We start from the raw sequence: 23,081 nt of genomic DNA, 5'->3' as shown, positions 1-23,081 counted from the left end.
TCTTTGGATATATCAGTCATAATAGTCAACTACAGATCATGGGATTCTTTAAAGGAATGTTTAGACTCCTTCAAGGAAATTGATGCTAAAAGCTATTCCTTTGAAATAATAGTAGTTGACAATGATTCAGCTGATGGAAAGCTGGAAGATTTTGAAAGTAAATATCCGGAAGTAAACTTCATAAAGAATTCTGGCAACAATGGTTTTGCCAATGGATGTAATACGGGAGCTTCCCATGCAAAGGGAAGCTTCTTCCTTTTCCTGAATCCTGACACAAAGATTGAAGAAGGAGTATTACAGGAATTACACCTTACTTATATAGACAATCCTGAAATAGCCATCCTCTCCTGTTTGCAGGTAAATGAAGTCGGTAATTACTATAAACAGAAGAACTCATTTCCTTCTTTCTCCAGATTCTTTGGACTGACAAGAGCAGCTTACCGGCTGTTCAACAAAAAAGCTATCGAGAAAAAGTTCGAATTGAAGAAAAACATTTTTTATCCGGATTGGGTAACGGGAGCCGTTGTTTTTATCTCAAAAGAATGGTTTGAAAAGATAAATGGGTGGAACGAAGATTACTGGATGTATCTTGAAGATGTTGATCTCTGTAAAAAAGCGGTCTCTTTTGGAGGGCAAGTGGCCGTAACTACCGAAGCCACCATTTTTCATAAACACGGTGGTGCCTCCAGGACCAATTACAGGACGAAGGCCATTACAAAGGGGGAAGTAATCATCTCAAAACATGTCTATATTTCCAATCATTTTTCAGGAATTAAAGGTGCACTATTACATCTGCTTTTGATCCTCGGGGTATTATCTGAAAAGATCATATTATCGATTTTACTTCTCTTATTTGTTCCATCAAAGGCAAAACTGAACTTTTTCATCTTAAAAAAACTTTTTGCTTATTATTCTAATGTGATAAGCAATAACACCTGGCTTAGCAAACGATCTGTGAATTATCAAAAATCATGAAATCTTGAAGATACTGGTAATACAACAGAAAATGATAGGCGATGTCCTTGTAAGCAGCATTCTTGTTAGCAATCTTCGACAAGCATATCCAAACGCACAGATCGATTATATGGTTTATGAATCCACTACTCCTGTGCTTCAGGGAAATAAGGATTTTGACAATCTGATACTTTTTAAACCAGAACATCGCAAAAATAAAATGGCTTTTTTCAGACTACTGAAAGCTATCAGAAAAGAAAATTATGATGTAGTTATTGATGCTTATGCGAAACTGGAAAGTTATCTTATCAGTACATTTTCCGGAGCTGGAAAAAGGATCACTTATAAAAAGACTATCACCGATATTTTATATACCGATACGGTTGAAAGGGAAGATAATCCCGATTCAGAAATTGGTTTGATTATTGAACATAGGCTTGCTTTACTTAAACCTCTCAATCTTAATGTAGAACTTGAAACCAGGCCAAAACTTCAGGTTACGGAAGAGGAAAAAAACTATGCCAGGGAATTGTTTAAGAAAAATGGAATAGACAATTCCAAAATGACCATTATGCTTAGCATAATTGGTAGTATGGATACGAAGACCTACCCTTTTGAGTATATGTCGCAATTAATAGATCATATTGCGAGCAAGGGAGAAATGAATCTTCTCTTTAATTATATCCCTTCCCAGAAAGAGCAGGCAAAGCAACTTCTATCCATGTGCAAAGAAAGTACTAGGGAAAAGGTATATTTTGATGTTCTAGGTAAAAGTCTTCGGGAATTCATCGCCATTATGAACCAGTGCGATATGATAATTGGCAATGATGGAGGTGCGATCAATATGGCGAAAGCTCTGGGTAAACCATCGTTCATTCTATTCTCTCCATGGATCGATAAAAAAGGATGGGCTACTTTTGAGGATGGAGTGAATAATATTTCTTTGCATTTGAAAGACTTCAGGGCGGAAGCGTTCGAGAACAAGTCTGCTTCAGAAATTAAAAAAGAAACTTTTGAATTATACAGGCAGTTCACTCCCGAACTCATAATCCCCGCACTCTCAGAGTTTTTAAAAACTCATCTAAAGACCTAGCTCTTTCCAGGCTTTAATAAGCTTTTTATCTTCTGTTTCTTCCAGTATTTTTTCTGAAACCTGTCTGTAAAAAACCACATTTTCGCGAAAACCTCCGAAGATGGCCTCTCGATAAGCTTAGCATATTCATCGGCCATTACCTCCACCATTTCACGCTTTGGTGTAAGCCGGGAAAAATTCAGATATCGTTCAGTATCGGTAAGTTCTTTGAAAACCATTCGATTCAGGTCCACCAGATAGAAGTCATAATCGCCATTATTTCGCCGGACAAGGGTATTCCCGGGCGAATGATCCAGAAATAGAATATCATTTTCGTGCAACGAATACGTGAAGCGTGTAAAGGCACGAAGTATTTCTTCGTGCTCGGGCAAATCAGGATCGTCTACCAGTTCACGAAAAGTCAGATCGTAGTCTACCTGTTGGCTTACATAAAAGCTCCTTTTAAATGCCAAAGCTGAAGTTTCTTCAAAATAGGCTATGGGATCTGGGGTCCCTATTCCTTTTTCCTTTAAAATACTGGCATATATAAATGATCTTTCGGCCTTGGATTTCCTGAAAAAGCGGTAGGCTATCTTATTGACAAGGTTGGGAATCCTGAAAGATTTAATATTGATTTTGATACCATTAACCTCAAAGGTTTTGATCATATTTCTCCCATCATAAAGGATCTCACCTTCTGAATGGAAGTTTTCAACACACTGTAAAATCCTCTCTTTCTGAGACTCGTAAGCCTGATTCCACTTAGCTTTCATACTGCAAATCTACTATAAATGGAATTATGGAAAGTTTAATTGTAAAAAGAAATAAAAGAAAGTGTTTACAAAGATTATTTCTTCCAAATTAATTTTGTAAAATCACAAAATTTGAGACTTAATATATGCAGCAAAAAAAGAAAAGAATCGGTTTTTTGTACCTGGATGAAATACATCATCTTTTTCATTTTATAAGTGTTGCTGCTGAATTGGCCAAGACGGAAGATGTAGAAATCCTGACCCATCCCCGATGCGATGACCTGTTATTTGAAAGCATTGAAAAGTTAGGAGATACAAATATTAAGGTAAGGCGGCTGGAAACCAAACGCTTCAGAAGATTTACTGACAAGCTAAAAAACAGGGACTTGCCAAGAAAAGGCTTCTGGATAAAGAAACATAAGAAATACCTGCTGGAAAATTTCGATGCGCTGATCTTTACCGATTATTTTCATCACTATCTATTAAAATGGAGAACCGGAGCTTATCCCAAACTTATCAAATTTGGCCATGGTCCTCCCGGAAGGGCCTATAGTTACAATAAAGACCTGTTGGATTTTGACGCTCAATTACTATACGGGCAATTTAATTATGACCAGTTTGAGGAGATGGGAATACTGGGACCGAAACCTATGACCATTGGATATCCCAAAATTGATGTTGTGGAAAAAGATGAAAAAAAGGAGTATTTCAGCAATCAAAAACCAACGGTGATCTACAATCCCCATTTTGATCCTGAATACACTTCCTGGGATAAGGAAGGACTAAAAGTGCTCGAATACTTCTACAATCAGGATCGTTACAACCTGATCTTTGCACCTCATTTGAATCTGTTCCAGGAATTAAAGGGAAACCGAAAATTAAGTGAAATCCCCGAAAAATACTTTAAAGCCGATCACATTCTGATCGATCCTGGCAGCGTTGATAGTGTAAATATGGCCTATACCAGGTACGCAGATATCTATTTAGGTGATGTCTCCAGCCAGGTATTCGAATTTATTATCGAGCCAAGGCCCTGCATATTCCTCAATCCTAACAATTTTGATTACAAAAATGATATTTCTTTCAGATTCTGGAAATTAGGAGAAGTTATAAGTGGAGCAGAAAAACTTGACCAGGCCTTAAAGAACACACAACATAACTTTAAAGAATATAAGCCGATTCAGGAAAAAATGACCGCTGAGAATTTTTATTCAGAAAAGGGCAGTACAGCATCCGAAAGGGCTGCAAAGGCTATAAGGGATTTTCTGAATTAAGAATGTTATTTTGGAGCAGACAGATATTGATCTATTCCATTTTCGCACCGGGTTAATTTATTCTCTATGGCTTTGGCCTGGATGCCGGAATTTATCACTTCTCTTTCCCGTGATTTTTCGATATGCCAGATATGATAGACTATTCCGGCATATCGAAGTCGTCGACCATTTATCCCATTATTCAAAAGTCTTACCACCATTTCAGAATCTTCTTTCCCCCAGCCGGTCATAGCTTCGTTATAACCATTAATGGCAATAAAATCTGACCTCCAGTAGGAAATATTACAGCCTCTTACTTTTTTGCTAAGAATATCAGTTTCCTTATAAAACGAGCTTAGAAATGGAACACGAAGATTCCTGGTTCTTTTCGATATTTTCCCTGAAAAGAAGCTGAATTTTATTTTTCTTTTAGGTAAGACCTTTTCAATAGCATCCTCTTTAATATTCACCCTACTCCCAAACAGAAAATTCCCTATTTCTGCATTTTGCTTATGATCTTCTACAAAGTTCCGGTGAAGTATACAGTCTCCGTCAACCTGAATTATATAATCTGATTTGGCACCAGCTATAGCCTTGTTCAGGATTTGAGATTTCCTGAATCCTTTATCTTCCTGCCAGAAATGTTTTATTGGAAGTCCCTCCTCTTGAAACTTCTCAATAAGCTTTTTTGTTATTTCGGTAGAACCATCATCGGCGATTAAAATTTCATTAGGCATTACAGACTGATTTTTCACGCTCCTGAGAACAAGATCAAGCGCTTCGGGCCAGTTATAAGTAGAAATCAATAAGGCTACAGTCATCCCTGTTTTTCAATCATATGTGAGATAGTGGTACAAGTTCTAAACTCAGCCAAAATTAAGAATAATTATGATCATAGATGTTTTTACTGAAAATCAGGAAAAGACGAAATTCTTTAATTTCTGATATTGGCTTACTTTTGCTCTTCTTAACTTCGTGATCACATTAATGATATTGTTAATATGAAAGTTCTGCATTTATCTGCTGTAAAAACCTTTGGAGGCGGGGAGAATCATATCCTTAACCTTTGCAGAGAAATGAGTGATTTTTCAGGAGTTGAGAATTTCATATTAACGGTGAAAAACTCTACTTTTTCTAATGTTCTAAAGGATCATGATATTAGACATATCAGAGCTCCGCTGAGCATAAAATTTGACCTCCGATATTCTATTAAGATCATCAGCATCTGCAAAAAGGAAAAAATAGATCTTATCCATATTCACGATCCTACAGCTCTTACGCTGGCCGTTTCAGCAACAAAACTGGCAAAACTTCCGCCTTTTATCTTAAGTAAGAAAACTTCCTTCCCTATAAAAAACAGGAAAAGAACTTTATATAAATACAATCACCAAAACATAAAAAAAGTTCTTTGTGTATCTGAAGAAACAAAAAGGATAACCAGCGAAGGGATCAAAGATGGCTCAAAGTTAGTGACCATCTATCACGGTACAACGAACAATAAACCGGGGACCGCTCCTTTCAGGCTAAGAGAAAAACTCAATATTCCTTCAGATAAGATCATCGTTGGGACTGTAGCTAACCATATTCGCGCTAAGAACCTGGAAACATGGGTTAAGCTGATAGATCACCTTATCAATATAAAGGAACAGAAACATTTTCATTTTATTCAGATAGGTAGTTTTACCAAAAGAACGAAGATCTACACTGAAATGATCAAAGAGAAAGGACTGGAAAACGCTATAAACTTCATGGGTTTCCTGCCAAATGGCTCTGATTTTATCCCACAATTCGATATTTCTTTACTCACTTCCCAGAGTGAAGGTTTACCCCAGTTTATCTATGAAAGTTTCTATCATAAGGTTCCGGTGGTAAGCACCAATGTTGGAGGTATCCCGGAGGTCATTAAAGATTCTGAAAATGGTTTGTTAACCAATCCATACGAAATAGAGAGTTTAGCAGATAAATTGATAGCTTTGTCGCGGGACAGGGAATTACAGCAAAAGTTTGCAGAAAAGTCATATAAAATACTTGAAGAGAACTTTACAACTAGCGTAATGGCCGAAAGAACCCTGTTTGAATATAAAAATGTGCTCTATGGAAAGAATTGATCAGGAGATAAGAAATTGTCTGGAAGTAATAAAAAAAGGAGGCATTATCCTCTACCCTACAGACACTGTATGGGGAATTGGCTGTGATGCCACCAATGCAGAAGCTATTGATAAGGTCTACAAACTTAAAAAAAGAGAAGAGTCTAAAGCACTGATCTGCCTGGTTTCCAATTTCAAGATGCTAGAGCAGTATGTAGAGGACGTTCCCGAAATGGCCTATGATATCCTGAAATATGCAAAAAAACCAACCACTGTGATCTATGATAAACCCATACGCATTGCAGAAAATCTTGTTGGTGAAGATGATACACTGGGCATAAGGGTAGTTAGGGATAAATTCTGTTCTGAACTCATTAAAAAAATGCGAAGACCGCTCGTTTCTACTTCGGCAAATATAAGCGGTCAGCCTACTCCACAATCCTTCGATCAAATCTCGCCTCAAATTTTAAAAGGTGTGGACTATGTAGTAAATTTGCAGCGTTCAAAAAAAACACCTCAACCATCGGCAATCATCAAATTGAGTAACGATGGCCAGGTGAAAGTGATACGCAAATAGACAGATGCCGAAATACCACAATTACAGTAAAGCTTTACACCACCAGATTTTCAATGTTATTTCAGAAGCTGCGGATGAACTTTCTGTGGATGCCTATGTGATTGGGGGCTATGTTCGCGATCATATTCTGGAAAGAGGGGAGCCTAAAGATATCGATATTGTCGCAGTTGGCAGCGGTATCGAATTGGCTAAAAAGGTTTCTGAAAAACTTCCAAACAAACCCAAGGTTCAGGTATTCAAGAATTTTGGAACTGCAATGCTGCGGGCAGATGATCATGAAATAGAATTTGTTGGAGCAAGAAAAGAAAGCTATCGCAAAGACAGCAGGAAACCTATAGTTGAAGATGGCACACTGGAAGACGATCAAAACCGAAGGGATTTCACCATAAATGCCCTTGCTCTTAAACTGAATAAAGACGGCTTTGGTGATCTGTTAGATCCCTTCAATGGTTATGAGGATCTTAATAAAAAGGTCATCAGGACACCCCTGGATCCCGACATTACCTATTCTGACGATCCTTTAAGAATGTACCGCGCCATTAGGTTTGCAACACAGCTTAATTTCATCATTGAAGCAGAATCCCTAAAGGCCATTAAAAGGAATCGCGACCGGATAAAGATCATTTCAAAAGAGCGTATAGTAGATGAGCTCAATAAGATCCTTCTTAGCGAAAAACCTTCGAAGGGTTTTGCCCTGCTTTATAAGACCGGCCTATTGAAGAAGATCCTTCCGGAACTTACGGCCCTGCAGGGAATTGATGAAGTGGAAGGCCAGAAACACAAGGATAATTTCTGGCACACCCTCGAGGTAGTAGATAATATTTCAGAAAACACAGATGACCTTTGGTTGAGATGGGCCGCCCTGCTTCATGATATTGGAAAAGCCCCGACCAAGAAGTTCCATAAAAAGATCGGCTGGACCTTTCACGGCCATGAATTTGTGGGCGCCAAAATGGTTTATAAACTTTTTAAAAGGCTAAGACTACCGCTTAATGAAAAGATGAAATTCGTTCAGAAGATGGTATTGCTTAGCTCAAGACCTATAGCCATTGCCGATGAAAACGTAACCGATTCAGCCGTCAGAAGACTAGTGTTCGATGCTGGAGATAATATCGAAGATTTGATGACGCTTTGTGAGGCTGATATCACCACAAAGAATCCAAAACGCTTCAAGAAATACCATAATAACTTTCAAAAGGTCAGGAATAAAATAGAAGAGGTGGAAGAACGGGACCATATCCGTAATTTTCAGCCTCCGGTTAGCGGTGAAGAGATCATGGAAACCTTCGATATAAAGCCAAGTCGTGAGGTCGGACTGATTAAAGATGCTATAAAAGAAGCGATCCTGGAAGGAGATATTCCGAATGAATATGGACCGGCCCGTGATTTTATGCTGAAAAAAGGAAAAGAACTGGGCCTAAGTGTCCCAAACAACCCAACCACCAAATAAGATGATTTTGAGTTTTTTATACTTAATATTATTTCAATGAAAGACAACAAAAAGGTAGTTTACTGGCTGCTAACCGGGTGCTTACTGATTTTTCTTATGGTGATCGTGGGCGGAATTACAAGACTTACAAATTCCGGACTCTCTATCTCGAATTACAAACTTATAAGCGGAACCATCCCTCCCATGAACGAACAGGAATGGCAGGAAGCTTTTGAGCTTTACAAACAATATCCTGAATATCAGAAATTGCATTATCATTTTGGCCTTGAGGAATTTAAGGACATTTATTTCTGGGAATGGTTACATAGAGTGATTGGAAGGTTTATCGGGGTGGTTTTTATAATTCCATTTCTGTATTTTCTTATCAAAAAACAACTTTCGCGTTCCACCATAAAAAAGTCTTTAATCCTTCTGGGACTTGGAGCCTTCCAGGGCTTTCTGGGTTGGTATATGGTGAAGAGCGGCCTGGTAGATATGCCCTGGGTGAGCCATTACAGACTTGCCATGCATCTTACAACTGCCTTTATCACTTTTGCTTATGCCCTATGGGTGGCGCTGGATATAATTTATCCTGAAAAGAAGAATATCGATTTCGGTTTCAGGAATCTTCTAAGATTAGGAATGGGGATCTTGCTCATCCAGATTATCTGGGGTGCCTTTGTCGCTGGTCTTGATGCCGGTTTTATCCATAATTTCTGGCCTATGATGACCGAAGGCAAGCTTATCCATGAAACCGTTTACACCGAGCAGAGTCCTGTATGGCGTAATTTTATTGAAGGTAAAAGCGGGGTGCAATTCGTTCACCGATATCTGGCCTATATTGTAGTAGCTGTGATTGGATATATCTGGTATAGATCCAGAAGTATACAGCTTACACATTTACAGAAGAACGGAATTAATTTCCTTCTGGCTATGGTATTTGTGCAATTCATTTTAGGAGTTTTCACCCTTATTTATGCGGTTCCAATCTGGCTTGGTGTATTGCACCAGGTAGGTGCATTTATGCTGCTGGCAGGGATGACCTACACGCTGCACAGATTTAGCAAATAACTTCAATTTCCCATCTAAAAACGTATCTTTGTAGTCCAAATTTAATTGTTATGGTCTATAGATTCAGAGTAATTCTCGATGCAGATGAAGATGTGTTCAGGGATATAGAGATGCTTCAGGAAAGTACCCTGGAAGATCTTCACAATACCATTGTGCAGTCTTTTGGTTTCGATGGAACCGAAATGGCCTCTTTTTATATTAGCGACGACGAATGGAACCAGGGTGAAGAGATCCACCAGTTCGATATGAGCGGTCATGATACTTCCATCAAACTGATGAATGAGACCACGCTGGATAGTGTACTTTCTGAATCCCAGACCAAACTTATCTATGTTTACGACTTTCTGAAAATGTGGACATTCTTCGTTGAGCTGGCACAAATAGCCGAAATCGAAGAAGGACGCGATTATCCAAATCTTATGTTCGTCCATGGTCAGATCCCTGAGAATGCACCCGATAAGGAGTTTAAAGGTGAGGATGACGGATTTCTTAACGGAGATTATGACGACGATTACGATCCGGATGATCTGGACAATATGTCTTTTGACGATCACTGGAATTAATTTCCCAAATTCATTTTTCTAATTTTTCTTCTGAAAAGCACTTTCAGAATTAATTTTTTTCTGCTTTATTTAGCCAAAATACAGGATATAAATGATCAATCTTTATAACGCTCAAATTGAATCCCTTTCCATTCACCGTGTTGGAAACAAAAGCCGTGGTGAGAACATTTTTCTTTCGGCCTCTACCTTTCATCTAAATGATGAGATAAAACCTTTGATCAAGGAATATTTTCTTAAGCCCTTCCGTGAAAAGGAAGAGTCTTATTATCGCTTTCAGCATGAGTCTGATCTTGAATTTCATGAGTTTTATAATCTTTCGAATTCAATTTTTGATGATCCGCTGAACACTCATGAGTATTCCAAGAGGATAGCCACTGTACTTTATGAGCAATCAAGCCATCCTCATATAAAAAGCGGGGAAGTCTATGTGGTTTACTTTGAAAATATGCAGATAGACAATGAAAAGGTTTCTGCTATTGGGATCTTTAAATCGGAATTGAAACATGACTTCCTTCAGTTTGAACAAAAAGCCAGTAACCTTGAAATGATCGTTCAGCAAGGAGTGAATCTAAACAAACTGGATAAGGGAGCGATCATTTTTAACATGAACCGTGCTGAAGGTTACAAGATTTTATCGGTAGATTCCAATCGCTATGATGCAAAATACTGGCTGGAAAACTTCCTGGGTGTAGATGTACTGGCCGACGAGAACTACTTCACCAAGAATTATCTGAATTTTGCCAAGAACTTCGCAAAAGATGTGGTTCTTCCGGCAGAAGACAAAAAGCAGGAAGTTCTTTTCATGAACCGAAGTATGGATTACTTTGCCAAGAATGATGATTTCGAGGAATCGAACTATATCAATTCGGTGATTGACAATCCGGCTTTGATCCCTGAGTTTCAGAATTACAAAACTGAAAAGGCTCCAAAATATAAGGTTGAAGATCTTACCAATTTCCCCATCGCCAACAAGGCGGTGACCGATGCCAGGAAAAAGATCAAAAACGTGATCACTCTAGACACCAATATCCAGATCAAAATGGACTTTGTGAATGCCGAGTCAGCCGATAAGTTCGTGGAAAAAGGCTGGGACGAAGAAAAGCAGATGTATTACTACCTGGTTTATTTCAATAAGGAAGAAAAGAAATAGTTATAAGCTATAAGTTTTAAGCTTTAAGCTCATTCGAACCGTCATTCCGAGCGAAGCGAAGGAATCTCACCTTGAGACTGCTTCACTATGTTCGCAGTGACTATCTGGAAAGGCTTAAAACTACTCCAGCATTCGCTGCATATTCACATTCTCATAGTTGCGCTTTACAAAATCCAGCGCCGTTCTTAGAATCTGCCCCATGGTGCTGGCGCGTTTGAATTTCATATCCTTAGAAAAGGCATAAAGATCGGTGCGCAATTCCTTTACATTTTCTTTGGTAGAAACGTGGTCATTGATCATACATCTTATAAGCTCCTTATACCTGCTTTTGGTGTTGATCATCCTTTTTGCCAGGAGAGAGCGTTCCTCTTTACGGTATTGCTCGATGGATGACTCTTCAAGCTTTTCAGAGACAAGCTTTACCATTTTGTAATTTTCCTTGAAGAATTGAGGTTGGTATACCTTCAGTTTACCTTCATAACATTGCTGGTCAAAATCTATAGCCCTTATCTGGTATTCAACATGATCAAAATCGTGGGTTGGGATCACCACATAATTATAAGAACGCATGTCCCCCAGAAGTCTGACGGTACAGCGTTCATTGAATTTCACAAATTGCTTGGCGATCTGCGTTTGCGCTCTCAGGTCACATTCAGGTAAATGATCTTCAATAAAAACATCTCCCGGAATCCCTGCTATATGTGCCTCAATAAGTGTGTCTTTATAAACTAGGAAGTTGATCCTGTGAGGGGAAAGCAAATGTTCAAACTCCAGCCCGTATAAGCGGGAAGCATCTGCCTTTTTTACATAAAAATAGGTAAAACTATCATTCAGGATGTTCCTCACCTTAATCCTGAAAGGTTTGGAATTTCCAAAAGTGCAATAATCAATTGCATCAACATTCAGCCATTCCAGCGAATCATCACTACCATCTGAATGCAAAATGGTATATACCTTTTTCAGGCTATTATCTATCTCAATACGTTCATGATCGGGATAGTAACAACGCACCCAGAATGTATCTTCGTCATGCTGATCATAAACCACTATGGATCCGGAAAACCTAAGAAGGTCATCATAGAATACCGGGATCCTGGTATTTCGGTTATATTTTGCCAGATATCGATTGAAGCGTTCATTTACAGGAAAAGAAGGCTTCTTTTTAGACATCAGTTTTTCTTCCATAGATATAGCTCGTTTTTCTCAAAATTAAGCTTATTATAGCGAAACATGTAACAAAATCCTATTTTAGACGTCGTATTTTAAACACTTCATCAATCTTGGAAACAATTTTAAGTTTAAATAACCTTACCAAAAGATTTGGCAAACTCACCGCTGTTGATAATCTAAGCTTTAGTATAGAAAAAGGGAATGTCTACGGAATTTTAGGCCCTAACGGAAGCGGAAAATCAACAACGCTGGGAATGGTACTGAATGTTGTCAACAAAACTTCGGGAGATTTTAAATGGTTTGACGGAACGCTTTCAACGCATGAAGCACTGAAAAAAGTGGGCGCCATTATTGAGCATCCCAATTTCTATCCATACATGACTGCTGAACAGAATCTTGCCCTGGTATGCAAAATAAAGGGAACCGATTCTGAAAAAATTCGTGAGAAACTTGAGATCGTTGGCTTACTGGACAGAAAAGACAGTAAGTTCAGGACCTTCTCCCTTGGAATGAAACAGCGACTCGCCATCGCCTCTGCCCTACTGAACGATCCGGAAATCCTGATCCTGGATGAACCGACTAACGGACTGGATCCTCAGGGAATCCATCAAATTAGGGAGATCATCAGGAAGATTGCAGCTGGCGGCACTACTATCCTACTGGCCTCCCACCTGCTTGATGAAGTTGAAAAGGTATGTTCTCACGTAGTGATCATTCGTAAAGGAGTGAAACTATACAGCGGTCCGGTTGATGAAATCGTAAACAGCCACGGATTCTTTGAGTTAAAAGCCCCTGATATGGAGAAGCTTGAGGAACTTCTCGAAGCACATCCCAAAATCGGTAAGATAAATCATAAAGATGGGGTGCTCACAGCATTTCTGGATGAACCCATGGATGCCGAAGAGATAAATGCTTATCTATTTAAAAAAGGTCTTTCACTTTCTTATTTGATCAAACGCAAAGAAAGCCTAGAAGAACAATTCCTTCAGTTAACCAATCAAACCGCTCAAGCCTAATGTTACGTTTACTCGATATAGAATATAATAAATTACGGTACAGCCGCTCGGCAAGGATACTTATTATCACCTATTTTATCCTCATCACTTTTATCGCCCTTATTGCCTCAATTGAATTCAATATTGGCCAAATAGAGTTTCGGGTAGCCGACCAGGGAATATTTAACTTCCCTTATATATGGCATTTTAACAGTTATATAGCTGCGCTTCTTAAATTGTTCCTGGCTATCGTGATCGTCTCGATGATGTCTAACGAATACAGCAACAGAACAATCAAACAAAACCTTATTGATGGGCTTAGCAAAAAGGAATTCATTATGTCAAAATTCCTTACAGTTCTTGTATTCTCAGGAATTTCCACTCTTTTCCTTTTAGTGGTTTCCCTAATTCTTGGCTATTCTTTTTCTGATTATACCGAATTCTCTATAGTTTTCTCAGACCTCGAATACCTTTTTGCATATTTTATTAAGCTCACCGGATTCTTCGCTTTTTGTATGTTTCTTGGGATACTTGTAAAAAGATCGGCTTTTGCCTTAGGTTTTCTTGTAGTCTGGTATATATTCGAAAATATCCTTTTTGCAGTACTTAATTTCAAGGTTTTCAAAGGCACCGATATTGCCGAAAAGATCATGCAGTTCTTCCCACTGGAATCCATGAGCAACCTGATAGTGGAACCATTTTCAAGATTGAATGCTGTACAGACAGCCGCCAGCCAGATAGGTTCGGTATTGAATAAAGACTATGGTATTCACTGGTACCAGTTACTCATAGTAATCATCTGGATCGCAATATTTGTTTATTTATCTTTAGGCTTGTTGGAAAAGAGAGATCTTTGATCTGTTAAGCCACTTCTGATGAGAATAAGCCTGGTCATTTTTCTTTTTTTGTTTAGTCTTCCATGTATTTCACAATCGAATGCGAACGACTGTAGCGGAGCAATTCAAATTTGCGGGAATGGCGCTATTTCCAGTAATGCGGATGGTATGGGACGGCAGGAGATCTCTAACCTGAATTCGTGTTCCAGCCAGGAACATAACAGCCTATGGCTTTTTATCAAGATCACTAAAGAAGGAACCCTGGGTTTTACGCTTAAACCAACCAGCAGTGATATTATGATAGACTATGATTTTTTTATCTATGGTCCAAACAGCAGCTGTGGTGATCTTGGCTATGCGGTTCGATGTTCCACAACCAATCCAAACGCTGCAGGTCTAACCAGCAATCAGACCGGGATGAGGGATAATGAATCAGATACCAGCGAGGGCCCTGGCCCTCATGGTAATAGTTATGTAAAATCCCTCGACGTCCTGCCAGGTGAGACGTATTTCATTGTTATTGACCGACCGATAGGGAATAGTCCGTTTGAACTTAAATGGACAGGAACTGCTACCGTTGGAGGTTTTCCTTTCCCCGAAGGTCCGGAAATTATGGAGCCTAATGACCTGCAAACCTGTAATTCAAATATAACAGCTGATTTTGATCTTAGTGTCCAGAACTCAGATATTACAAACCAAAGCAATACGACTTTAACCTATCATGAATCACTGGAAGACGCCTCAGACAACCTGAATCCTATTGACGGGACCTATACAAGCAACCAGTCAATAAAGACGATTTATGCACGGGTAGAGAATGATCTGACCGGCTGTGCAAAAATTACAGATTTCGACCTTATCATCAATGAAGGACCATTAATCCAGTCAAATTACACCTGGGAGAAATGTGACCTTGATTATTCCGGGAATCAAAACTTCCATTTAGATGATATTAATACAGATATCCTAAATGGTCTAAGTTCTGCCCAGTATCAGATTGAATATTTTGAAAATTCTTCAGATGCTATTGCTAATTTAAATCCTCTTCCTTCTACTTATATTTCCGAGGGAGACCAACTATATGCTCGTGTATGGGAAAATGGAAACCCGGACTGTTTTAATATTTCTGAAATTGAACTTATTCTAAATACTCCTCCTCAGATTCAGTCAATTTCCATTAACCAGCCTACAATAAATTCAAATACCAATACGGTAACACTCAATGTTGAGGCTGGGGCTAATTACGAATACTCAATTGGAAGCATCGATGGTCCCTATCAGACAAGCACCACTTTCCAGGAGGTAGAATCCGGTTTTCAGACTCTCTATATTCGGGATCTTGAAGGATGCGCAATCCTTGAGGCTGAAATAGCCATACTGGGCTATGATAATTTCTTCACTCCTAATGGTGATGGAATCAATGACTATTGGCAAATTAAAGGAATCCTGGCAGATACAGCTAGAGAAAACCTAATCTCTGTGTTTGATCGTTATGGAAAATTACTCTACAAAATGGATGCACTGGAACAGGGCTGGGATGGAACCTTCAAAGGAAAAGAAATGCCTGCCGATGATTACTGGTTTAGGGTCCTCTTACAAAATGGCCAGGAATTCAATGGACATTTCTCGCTGATCCGATAAAAAATTGATTTCGGTGCGATAATTGCTTAATTTCGTGAGGCTATGAAATGAGGCATTACAATTCTTCATAGTTTGCAGAATAATGAATGGTGAATTGCATCTGACCGCTAAATAGGGAATATTATAACAGATGAATATGAAAATTGCTGAATGAAGTTCAATATAGAATCAGATTATAAACCCACCGGAGACCAGCCTGAAGCGATAAAGCAACTGGTCACAGGAATCAATAAAAATGAACAGTATCAGACTTTACTGGGCGTTACCGGCTCAGGAAAGACCTTTACTGTTGCTAATGTAATTGAAGAAGTCCAGAAACCCACGCTTGTCCTGGCTCATAATAAGACTCTGGCCGCTCAGCTTTATTCAGAGTTCAAGCAGTTCTTCCCTGATAACGCTGTTGAATATTTTGTGAGTTATTATGATTATTACCAGCCCGAAGCATTTATACCCACATCTGGAACCTATATTGAAAAGGACTTATCGATAAATGAAGAGATCGAAAAGTTAAGGTTAAGCACCACCTCTTCCCTTTTAAGTGGAAGACGGGATGTATTGGTGGTTGCATCGGTATCCTGTTTGTATGGTATCGGAAACCCGGTCGAATTTAGAAAAAATGTGGTTTCCATAGAAAGAGATATGGAGATCTCCAGAACCAAATTTCTTCACAGCCTGGTTCAGAGCCTTTATTCCAGGACCGAAGCGGAATTCAGCCATGGAAATTTCAGAATAAAAGGAGATACGGTTGACGTTTTCCCCAGTTATGCAGATAATGCATTCAGGATACATTTCTTTGGGGATGAGATAGAAGAAATAGAAGCTTTTGATCCGGGCACCAATGATGTAATTGAAAAGTACGACCGACTGAACATTTATCCTGCAAATATGTTCGTGACCTCGCCTGATGTACTGCAGAATGCAATACATGAGATACAGGATGATCTTGTAAAACAGGTGAGTTATTTTCAGGATATAGGCAAAACCCTTGAAGCGAAACGGCTGGACGAAAGGACGAATTTTGACCTGGAGATGATCCGTGAACTTGGATACTGTTCAGGAATCGAAAACTATTCAAGATATCTTGACGGAAGGAAACCCGGTACGCGGCCTTTCTGCTTGCTGGATTATTTCCCTGATGATTACCTGATGGTGGTAGACGAAAGCCACGTAACCATTCCGCAGGTGCATGCCATGTATGGTGGTGACCGTTCCAGAAAAGAGACATTGGTGGAATATGGATTCCGACTACCTGCGGCAATGGATAACCGGCCTTTGAAATTCGAGGAATTTGAAGCCTTGCAGAATCAAGTAATCTATGTAAGTGCAACCCCGGCAGATTATGAACTTCAGAAAAGCGAAGGTGTGTATGTGGAACAGGTAATACGTCCCACCGGACTGCTTGATCCTGTAGTGGAAGTAAGACCAAGCCTGAATCAGATAGATGATCTTATAGAAGAAATACAAAAAAGAGTTGAAAAAGACGAAAGAATCCTGGTCACCACTCTTACAAAACGAATGGCAGAAGAGCTGACGAAATATCTGACTAGAATAGATATCCGCTGCCGCTATATACATTCAGACATTGACACCCTGGAAAGAGTTGAGATCATGCAGGATCTTCGTAAAGGCCTTTTTGATGTGCTGGTGGGAGTTAACCTTCTAAGGGAAGGGCTTGATCTTCCTGAAGTATCCCTGGTGGCCATAATCGATGCCGATAAGGAAGGTTTTCTTAGAAGCAACCGTTCCCTTACGCAGACGATTGGACGGGCTGCCCGTCACGTAGAAGGAAAAGCAATCCTTTATGCTGATAAGATCACAGACAGTATGCAAAAGACCATAGACCAGACTGAATACCGTCGTGAAAAACAAATCGCATATAACAAGGAAAACAATATTACTCCTAAACCACTGGTTAAGAAATTCAATAGTGTTCTCATCAAGGAAAAACTTGATATTTACGAGCATGAAAAGCGTCCTGACCTTAAAGCCGCTGAAGAGGAAGCCGAGTATCTTACTAAACCTCAGATGGAGAAAAAGATCAGGGAGAAGCGAAAAGCCATGGAAGCAGCGGCCAAAGAACTGGACTTTATGCAGGCTGCAAGGCTAAGGGATGAGATCAAAATACTGCAGGAAAAAATTAAGGAACTGGTATAAAATTTTTTGTTTTACGTATCAGAAATTAATATATATTTGACTGATCCTAAAGCATTTCACCCTTACTTAAATGGCAAACAAAATCTGTTTGTCAATGAGAAATTTTTATGTTTTTTTACTCGTCCTGCTTCCGCATTTTCTTTCTTCGCAAGTAGGCATTGGAACTTCAAATCCAAACGCGCAACTGGATATAGTTGCGACTGACAAGGAAAATCCTGCAAATATTGATGGAATTCTCATTCCCAGAATTGAAAAATTCCCTGCCGAGAATCCCGGAAATGAGCAACATGGGATGTTTGTTTTCTTGAATAAGAACATTCCCGGTTATAATTCTGGTTTTTATTACTGGAATGCACTAGAGACAAAGTGGAAGCCCATGCTTGCCGATGCATCTTCATCTAATTTTTACAAACCGGGTACCACCAGCAGTCCGAATAACCTCACCGATCTTATTTACAGGGATGCCAGTGTAGGTATAGGAACAGACCAGATAACTTCAAGATTACAAATCGCAATTGGTACAGGTAAAGATCTTGGCCTGAAAAAAGGTCTGGAAGTAGATAATGCCAACTCCGCCACAGATAATCTGACCACCTATGGAATTATTAATGACAACCGGAGCGCTACAAACGGAACCAAATATGGGATCAAGACCAATGTAGGCGGAGCCGGAACCGGAATTCACTATGGTATTTTTAATGAAACCTATCAGAACACAGGAACCAATGATATCTATGGAATTTTCAACCGGGTTGGACGCACTTTTGGAGCGAAGAGCAATAATTATGGGATCTATTCAGAAATTGGAAGCGTTCAGGGGGTTGGAAATATATACGGCATTTATAGTATTGCTTTGGGAGATGCCAATAGTAATGTATTCGCCGGATATTTCGCAGGAAGACTTGGAATTGGGCTGACTCCCGAAACAGAATATGTCTTCCCCACGGCGAGAGGGACCGAAGGCCAGGTAATGATGACCAATGCGAATGGGCAGGTTTCATGGGCAAATGCAGGATTTGAAAACTACTCCTCTACCACCAGTTCAACAGGAGATTTTACGATTACTGATGAAATAGGGACCCTGAGAATTAACAATCAGATATCGGGATTGATCATTCCTCCCTCGGCAGCCAATAAAGGAAGGATCATCCGATTGTTGAACTGGCCGGGGAATTCTGAAAAACCCTTTATTTTCCAGGGAGGAGATGATCTTTTCGATATAAGGACCAATTCCAAGGTGCTGAGCATCAAACCTCAGCAGGTTTTTACAATACAAAGTGCCGGGAATCGCTGGATATTGCTGGATTACTAAAATAAAAAAGCGTCCATTTGGACGCTTTTAATATAACTAATTAAACTTTTTCAGGTTAGGATATATCTATCATTCTCTTAGCCTGAACTTTCGCTTCTTCTTTTTTAGGAAGAGCAATTTCCAATACTCCATTATTATAGGAAGCGGAAATCTTTGAACTGTCTACCGAATCTGGAAGGCTGAAAGAACGTTTAAAGTTGCTGTAACTAAATTCTTTTCTTGTAAAACGGCCATTCTTATCGGTAGTTTCATTTTCTCTTTTTTCCTCAGCAGAGATTGTCAATACATCATTGTCCAGTTCAATATTGAAATCCTCCTTGGATTTACCCGGGGCGGCAACCTGTACATTGAAACTATCATCATCTTCCCTGATATTTACAGCAGGAATGCTGGTTCCAATACTGTTCACATTTGTAGTTCCACCAAGCCAGTCAGTTCTGAACATATCATCGAATACTGATGGCAGCCAATTTGTGTCGTTTCTCTTAATTAAACTCATAGCTCTATATTTTTTAGGTTATTAATCTATTTTTTGATTTCATTAATACTATAACAATTGAAATACCATTTGAAAAATACTGCCTTTTTGTCCTGTATTCTAACTAAAAACAAGACATTATGTCGTACTAAGCCAAATAAATATTAAAGTCTCCTGTCTTCTCAAAGTTTCATTAACTTTAAATAATTGAATGCATCCTCATGAAGCAGCTTTACAATCGAACTATCTCCTTCTTTAATGTACTGGAAAGTCGTATCGCGTTCTACCCAACTCTTTTGGCCTTTCTGGGTTTTTTATTCGCGGTATTCATGTTATTTCTTGAAAACAAGGGGATCTCCAGGTATCTGGTAGAACATGCCCCTATCCTTGTTGTAAATAACGGGGATACAGCCATGACAATTCTCAGCGCTTTGATTTCAGGGCTTATTTCTGTAGTGGTATTTAGCTTCTCGATGGTGATGTTGCTGCTTAGCCAGGCATCTAATAATTATTCGCCACGTCTTCTTCCCGGGTTGATAAGTGACCGCCGCCACCAGATTGTTCTGGGAACCTATTTGTTTACCATCCTTTACTGCATATTTATTCTGTTTTCCATCCAGCCTACAGGTGACAAATATCAGATCCCAGGTTTTTCAGTATTACTAGGAATCATTGAAACGGTGATATGCATCTATGCTTTTATCTATTTTATCCATAATATCTCTCAGAACATCCAGATAAGTAATATCCTGCAGCGGATTTTCAATACTGCTAAATCCAGACTCCAGGAACTAATTGACCAGGAAGAAGATGACCTGGAAGATTTTGGCGATACTTCAAGCTGGTATGAGTATCATTCTGAGAAAAGCGGTTACTTGCAAAATATGTCCTTTAAGAATCTAATCGATATTTGCGAAAAGGAAGAAACTCAGCTGCATATAATTCCCGTCAAAGGAATTTTCGTACTTCATGGAATCCCCCTTTTTAGATCTAAAAAGGAACTTGATGAGGATACTGTTCAGACCATATTGTCTAATTTCAATTTTGCTAGGGAAGAACTTGTCTCAGATAATTATACTCTTGCATTCAAACAGATCACCGAAATTATTGTAAAGGCCATGTCGCCAGGCATTAATGATCCTGGAACAGCCATCAATGGTATTGATTATCTTACTGAACTGCTTGCTTTAAGAATGCGCAAGAAGGACACCAGTAAGATAGCAAGAGATGAAAAGGTCTATATTAAAATAAATACGATTGATTTTGATGAACTCCTCTATTATGTCATGGCTTCTATACGTTCCTATTGCAAACATGATATTATTTTAATTCAGAAACTTCTTTTAATGTTTCACTACCTGAAGAAACAGGAACCCGATGATTCTAACTATATTGCCAGCCTTGAAAGGGAAGCCAACAACCTTCTAAAAGATGCTGAATTGGCTATCGATAATAAAAAAGATTTGCAAAGAGCGCAGGATTATGCAGCTAATCTAAACCTCAACATCAGTAATAAAAACAAAAATGGGACTAACGAATAACGATATTTTCAAGAAACTGAGAGTAGCGCATAAATTGACAAACGATGATATAGTAAAGATCTGCGCACTGGTTGATTTCAGGGTTTCAAAAAGTGAATTAGGAGCGATCTTCCGCAAAGAAGGACACGAAAAATATATGGAATGCGGAGATCAGTTCCTGCGGAATTTTCTGGATGGTCTCATCATACATCTTCGGGGACCTATGCCTGAAAAGAAGGCTAAAAGCTCTAAGCAGTAAGTTAGAAGCTGGAAGTTAGAAGTTAAAAAAGAGACTTTAGACAAAACTAAAAAAGGAATGATTTTCACCACTCCCTTTTTGCCTATTGCTTTAAGCTTTTAACTTATAGCTATTCTTATCTAACCAGCTTTTTATACTTAATTCGCTTCGGCATCACATCTCCACCTAGTCTTTTCTTCTTATTCTCCTCATAATCTGAGAAACTACCTTCAAAGAAATACACCTGGGAATCACCCTCAAAAGCCAGGATGTGTGTACATATCCTGTCAAGGAACCAACGGTCGTGAGAGATTACCACTGCACAGCCCGCAAAGTTTTCCAGACCTTCTTCAAGCGCACGAAGTGTGTTCACGTCCAGATCATTAGTAGGCTCATCCAGCAGAAGTACGTTTCCTTCCTCTTTCAGAGTCATCGCCAGATGAAGTCTGTTTCTTTCTCCTCCGGAAAGCATACTCACCTTTTTGTTTTGCTCACTACCACTGAAATTAAATCGGCTTAAATATGCCCTGGAATTTACCTGACGACCACCCATCATGATCAGCTCCTGTTCATCACTGAAGTTTTGCCAGATAGTCTTTTCAGGATCTATATTCGCATGGCTTTGGTCTACATAGGCAATCTTTGCAGTTTCACCAACTTCAAAACTTCCCTTATCAGGCTCCTCTTCACCCATGATCATTCTAAATATCGTAGTCTTTCCTGCACCGTTGGGACCAATAATACCAACGATCCCTGCCTGGGGCAGATTGAAATTCAGATCTTCATAGAGCAACTTATCACCATATGCCTTGCTTACACCTTTAGCTTCAATCACATTAGTACCCAGCCTTGGACCATTTGGAATATAGATCTCCAGTTTCTCATCCATCTGTTTCTGGTCCTGACTTAGAAGTTTATCATAGTTCTTAAGCCTTGCCTTTTGTTTCGTTTGCCTTCCTTTTGGAGACATTCTCGCCCATTCAAGCTCTCGCTCCAGGGTTTTCTGGCGTTTGCTCGCCTGTTTTTGCTCCTGGGCCAGTCTCTTCGATTTCTGGTCCAGCCAGGAAGAATAGTTCCCTTTCCATGGGATTCCTTCTCCTCTGTCAAGTTCCAGGATCCACCCTGCGACGTTATCAAGGAAGTAACGGTCGTGAGTTACAGCGATCACCGTTCCTTTATACTGTTGCAGGTGATGTTCCAGCCAGTGTACAGATTCTGCATCAAGATGGTTGGTAGGCTCATCCAAAAGAAGAACATCCGGCTCTTGCAGCAATAAACGGCAAAGAGCCACCCTTCTTCTTTCCCCGCCGGAAAGGACCGAGATCTTCTTATCAGATTCAGGAGTTCGCAGGGCATCCATAGCGATTTCCAGCTTGGTATCCAGTTCCCAGGCATTACTGGCGTCTATTTTATCCTGAAGTTCGGCCTGCTTATCCATTAGCTTCTGCATCTTATCGGCATCTTCATAAACTTCCGGCAAACCAAACATATCATTGATCTTGTTGTATTCATCCAGAACAGCAACCGTATCGGCCACCCCTTCTTTCACCACTTCAAGAACGGTCTTATCCTCATCAAGTTCGGGTTCCTGCTCGAGAAGCCCTACACTGTATCCAGGAGAAAAAACAACATCTCCCTGGAAGTTCTGGTCTCTCCCTGCGATGATATTAAGTAAGGTGGATTTTCCCGAACCGTTAAGCCCCAGAATTCCAATTTTTGCTCCATAGAAGAAACTCAGATAAATATTTTTCAAAACCGGAGTGTTCGCCTTCGGAAAGGTTTTGGTCACCCCAGACATTGAAAAGATCACTTTTTTATCGTCTGACATA

21 protein-coding genes are annotated in these 23,081 nt (G+C 39.5%); 16 read left to right on the top strand and 5 right to left on the bottom strand.

The window, feature by feature from the left end; translation table 11 throughout:
- Positions 1 to 3: 3 nt before the first annotated feature.
- Together NE848_RS02195 and NE848_RS02190 are read left to right on the top strand one after the other, a co-directional pair.
- Complete coding sequence (locus NE848_RS02195) at positions 4 to 975, top strand: glycosyltransferase family 2 protein (RefSeq protein ID WP_252110571.1); 972 nt, start codon at positions 4 to 6, stop codon at positions 973 to 975.
- Between the two features lie 4 nt (positions 976 to 979).
- On the top strand, positions 980 to 2,047 hold the full coding sequence (locus NE848_RS02190; RefSeq protein WP_252110570.1) for a glycosyltransferase family 9 protein: 1,068 nt from the start codon (positions 980 to 982) through the stop codon (positions 2,045 to 2,047).
- On the opposite strand, the gene NE848_RS02185 is transcribed toward NE848_RS02190, so the two are convergent.
- Positions 2,044 to 2,799 carry a lipopolysaccharide kinase InaA family protein gene (locus NE848_RS02185; RefSeq protein ID WP_252110569.1) on the bottom strand — a complete coding sequence of 252 codons (756 nt, stop codon included), beginning with the start codon at positions 2,797 to 2,799 and terminating at the stop codon, positions 2,044 to 2,046. The two genes, NE848_RS02190 and NE848_RS02185, sit on opposite strands and share 4 nt — an antisense overlap.
- 125 nt (positions 2,800 to 2,924) lie before the next feature.
- Here NE848_RS02185 and NE848_RS02180 point away from each other — a divergent pair, with 125 nt between their 5' ends.
- Positions 2,925 to 4,052, top strand: coding sequence for a CDP-glycerol glycerophosphotransferase family protein (locus NE848_RS02180; RefSeq protein ID WP_252110568.1), 1,128 nt, complete (start codon positions 2,925 to 2,927; stop codon positions 4,050 to 4,052).
- Between the two features lie 5 nt (positions 4,053 to 4,057).
- Here the strand turns inward: NE848_RS02180 and NE848_RS02175 are convergent, their stop codons facing one another.
- A complete protein-coding gene (locus NE848_RS02175) occupies positions 4,058 to 4,852 on the bottom strand; it encodes a glycosyltransferase family 2 protein (protein ID WP_252110567.1) in 795 nt (264 codons plus the stop codon).
- A gap of 180 nt (positions 4,853 to 5,032) precedes the next feature.
- Between NE848_RS02175 and NE848_RS02170 the strand changes: the two genes are divergently transcribed.
- The 6 genes from NE848_RS02170 to NE848_RS02145 all read left to right on the top strand — a co-directional run bounded on the left by NE848_RS02170 (position 5,033) and on the right by NE848_RS02145 (position 10,908).
- Complete coding sequence (locus NE848_RS02170) at positions 5,033 to 6,139, top strand: glycosyltransferase family 4 protein (protein WP_252110566.1); 1,107 nt, start codon at positions 5,033 to 5,035, stop codon at positions 6,137 to 6,139.
- Positions 6,126 to 6,695 (top strand): L-threonylcarbamoyladenylate synthase, encoded by a 570-nt coding sequence (locus NE848_RS02165; protein ID WP_252110565.1) that lies wholly within the window; start codon positions 6,126 to 6,128, stop codon positions 6,693 to 6,695. The genes NE848_RS02170 and NE848_RS02165 overlap by 14 nt, the downstream gene beginning before the upstream one ends.
- Before the next feature lie 4 nt (positions 6,696 to 6,699).
- On the top strand, positions 6,700 to 8,145 hold the full coding sequence (locus tag NE848_RS02160; protein WP_252110564.1) for a CCA tRNA nucleotidyltransferase: 1,446 nt from the start codon (positions 6,700 to 6,702) through the stop codon (positions 8,143 to 8,145).
- A 36-nt stretch (positions 8,146 to 8,181) separates the two neighbouring features.
- Entirely contained in the window at positions 8,182 to 9,195 is a 1,014-nt protein-coding gene (locus NE848_RS02155; RefSeq protein ID WP_252110563.1) for a COX15/CtaA family protein, read from the top strand.
- 50 nt (positions 9,196 to 9,245) lie between these two features.
- Entirely contained in the window at positions 9,246 to 9,758 is a 513-nt protein-coding gene (locus tag NE848_RS02150; protein ID WP_252110562.1) for a plasmid pRiA4b ORF-3 family protein, read from the top strand.
- Positions 9,759 to 9,849: 91 nt separating this feature from the next.
- Entirely contained in the window at positions 9,850 to 10,908 is a 1,059-nt protein-coding gene (locus NE848_RS02145; protein WP_252110561.1) for a nucleoid-associated protein, read from the top strand.
- Positions 10,909 to 11,028: 120 nt separating this feature from the next.
- On the opposite strand, the gene NE848_RS02140 is transcribed toward NE848_RS02145, so the two are convergent.
- A complete protein-coding gene (locus tag NE848_RS02140; RefSeq protein ID WP_252110560.1) occupies positions 11,029 to 12,093 on the bottom strand; it encodes a hypothetical protein in 1,065 nt (354 codons plus the stop codon).
- 95 nt (positions 12,094 to 12,188) lie between these two features.
- Between NE848_RS02140 and NE848_RS02135 the strand changes: the two genes are divergently transcribed.
- From NE848_RS02135 to NE848_RS02115, 5 genes are all read left to right on the top strand, one after another.
- A complete protein-coding gene (locus NE848_RS02135; RefSeq protein WP_252110559.1) occupies positions 12,189 to 13,094 on the top strand; it encodes an ABC transporter ATP-binding protein in 906 nt (301 codons plus the stop codon).
- The gene (locus NE848_RS02130) at positions 13,094 to 13,930 is read left to right on the top strand and encodes an ABC transporter permease (RefSeq protein ID WP_252110558.1); all 837 of its coding nucleotides are present in this window, start codon (positions 13,094 to 13,096) and stop codon (positions 13,928 to 13,930) included. The genes NE848_RS02135 and NE848_RS02130 overlap by 1 nt, the downstream gene beginning before the upstream one ends.
- 18 nt (positions 13,931 to 13,948) lie before the next feature.
- Positions 13,949 to 15,550, top strand: a complete 1,602-nt coding sequence (locus NE848_RS02125; protein WP_252110557.1) for a T9SS type B sorting domain-containing protein — start codon at positions 13,949 to 13,951, stop codon at positions 15,548 to 15,550.
- Between the two features lie 150 nt (positions 15,551 to 15,700).
- Positions 15,701 to 17,704, top strand: a complete 2,004-nt coding sequence (gene uvrB / locus NE848_RS02120) for an excinuclease ABC subunit UvrB (RefSeq protein ID WP_252110556.1) — start codon at positions 15,701 to 15,703, stop codon at positions 17,702 to 17,704.
- 94 nt (positions 17,705 to 17,798) lie between these two features.
- Complete coding sequence (locus NE848_RS02115; RefSeq protein WP_252110555.1) at positions 17,799 to 19,016, top strand: hypothetical protein; 1,218 nt, start codon at positions 17,799 to 17,801, stop codon at positions 19,014 to 19,016.
- A 55-nt stretch (positions 19,017 to 19,071) separates the two neighbouring features.
- Here NE848_RS02115 and NE848_RS02110 read toward each other — a convergent pair whose 3' ends face one another.
- Complete coding sequence (locus NE848_RS02110; protein ID WP_131396208.1) at positions 19,072 to 19,515, bottom strand: Hsp20/alpha crystallin family protein; 444 nt, start codon at positions 19,513 to 19,515, stop codon at positions 19,072 to 19,074.
- 200 nt (positions 19,516 to 19,715) lie between these two features.
- On the opposite strand from NE848_RS02110, the gene NE848_RS02105 reads away from it, so the two are divergent.
- Together NE848_RS02105 and NE848_RS02100 are read left to right on the top strand one after the other, a co-directional pair.
- The gene (locus tag NE848_RS02105) at positions 19,716 to 21,035 is read left to right on the top strand and encodes a DUF2254 domain-containing protein (protein WP_252110554.1); all 1,320 of its coding nucleotides are present in this window, start codon (positions 19,716 to 19,718) and stop codon (positions 21,033 to 21,035) included.
- Positions 21,019 to 21,273, top strand: a complete 255-nt coding sequence (locus tag NE848_RS02100; protein WP_252110553.1) for a DUF1456 family protein — start codon at positions 21,019 to 21,021, stop codon at positions 21,271 to 21,273. The genes NE848_RS02105 and NE848_RS02100 overlap by 17 nt, the downstream gene beginning before the upstream one ends.
- Positions 21,274 to 21,388: 115 nt before the next feature.
- Here NE848_RS02100 and ettA read toward each other — a convergent pair whose 3' ends face one another.
- The gene (ettA, locus tag NE848_RS02095; RefSeq protein WP_252110552.1) at positions 21,389 to 23,080 is read right to left on the bottom strand and encodes an energy-dependent translational throttle protein EttA; all 1,692 of its coding nucleotides are present in this window, start codon (positions 23,078 to 23,080) and stop codon (positions 21,389 to 21,391) included.
- Between the last annotated feature and the right edge of the window lies 1 nt (position 23,081).

It is taken from the genome of Gramella jeungdoensis, from assembly GCF_023805255.1.
Taxonomy (GTDB): Bacteria; Bacteroidota; Bacteroidia; order Flavobacteriales; family Flavobacteriaceae; genus Christiangramia; species Christiangramia jeungdoensis.
This window is presented reverse-complemented; position numbering and strand designations above follow the sequence as displayed.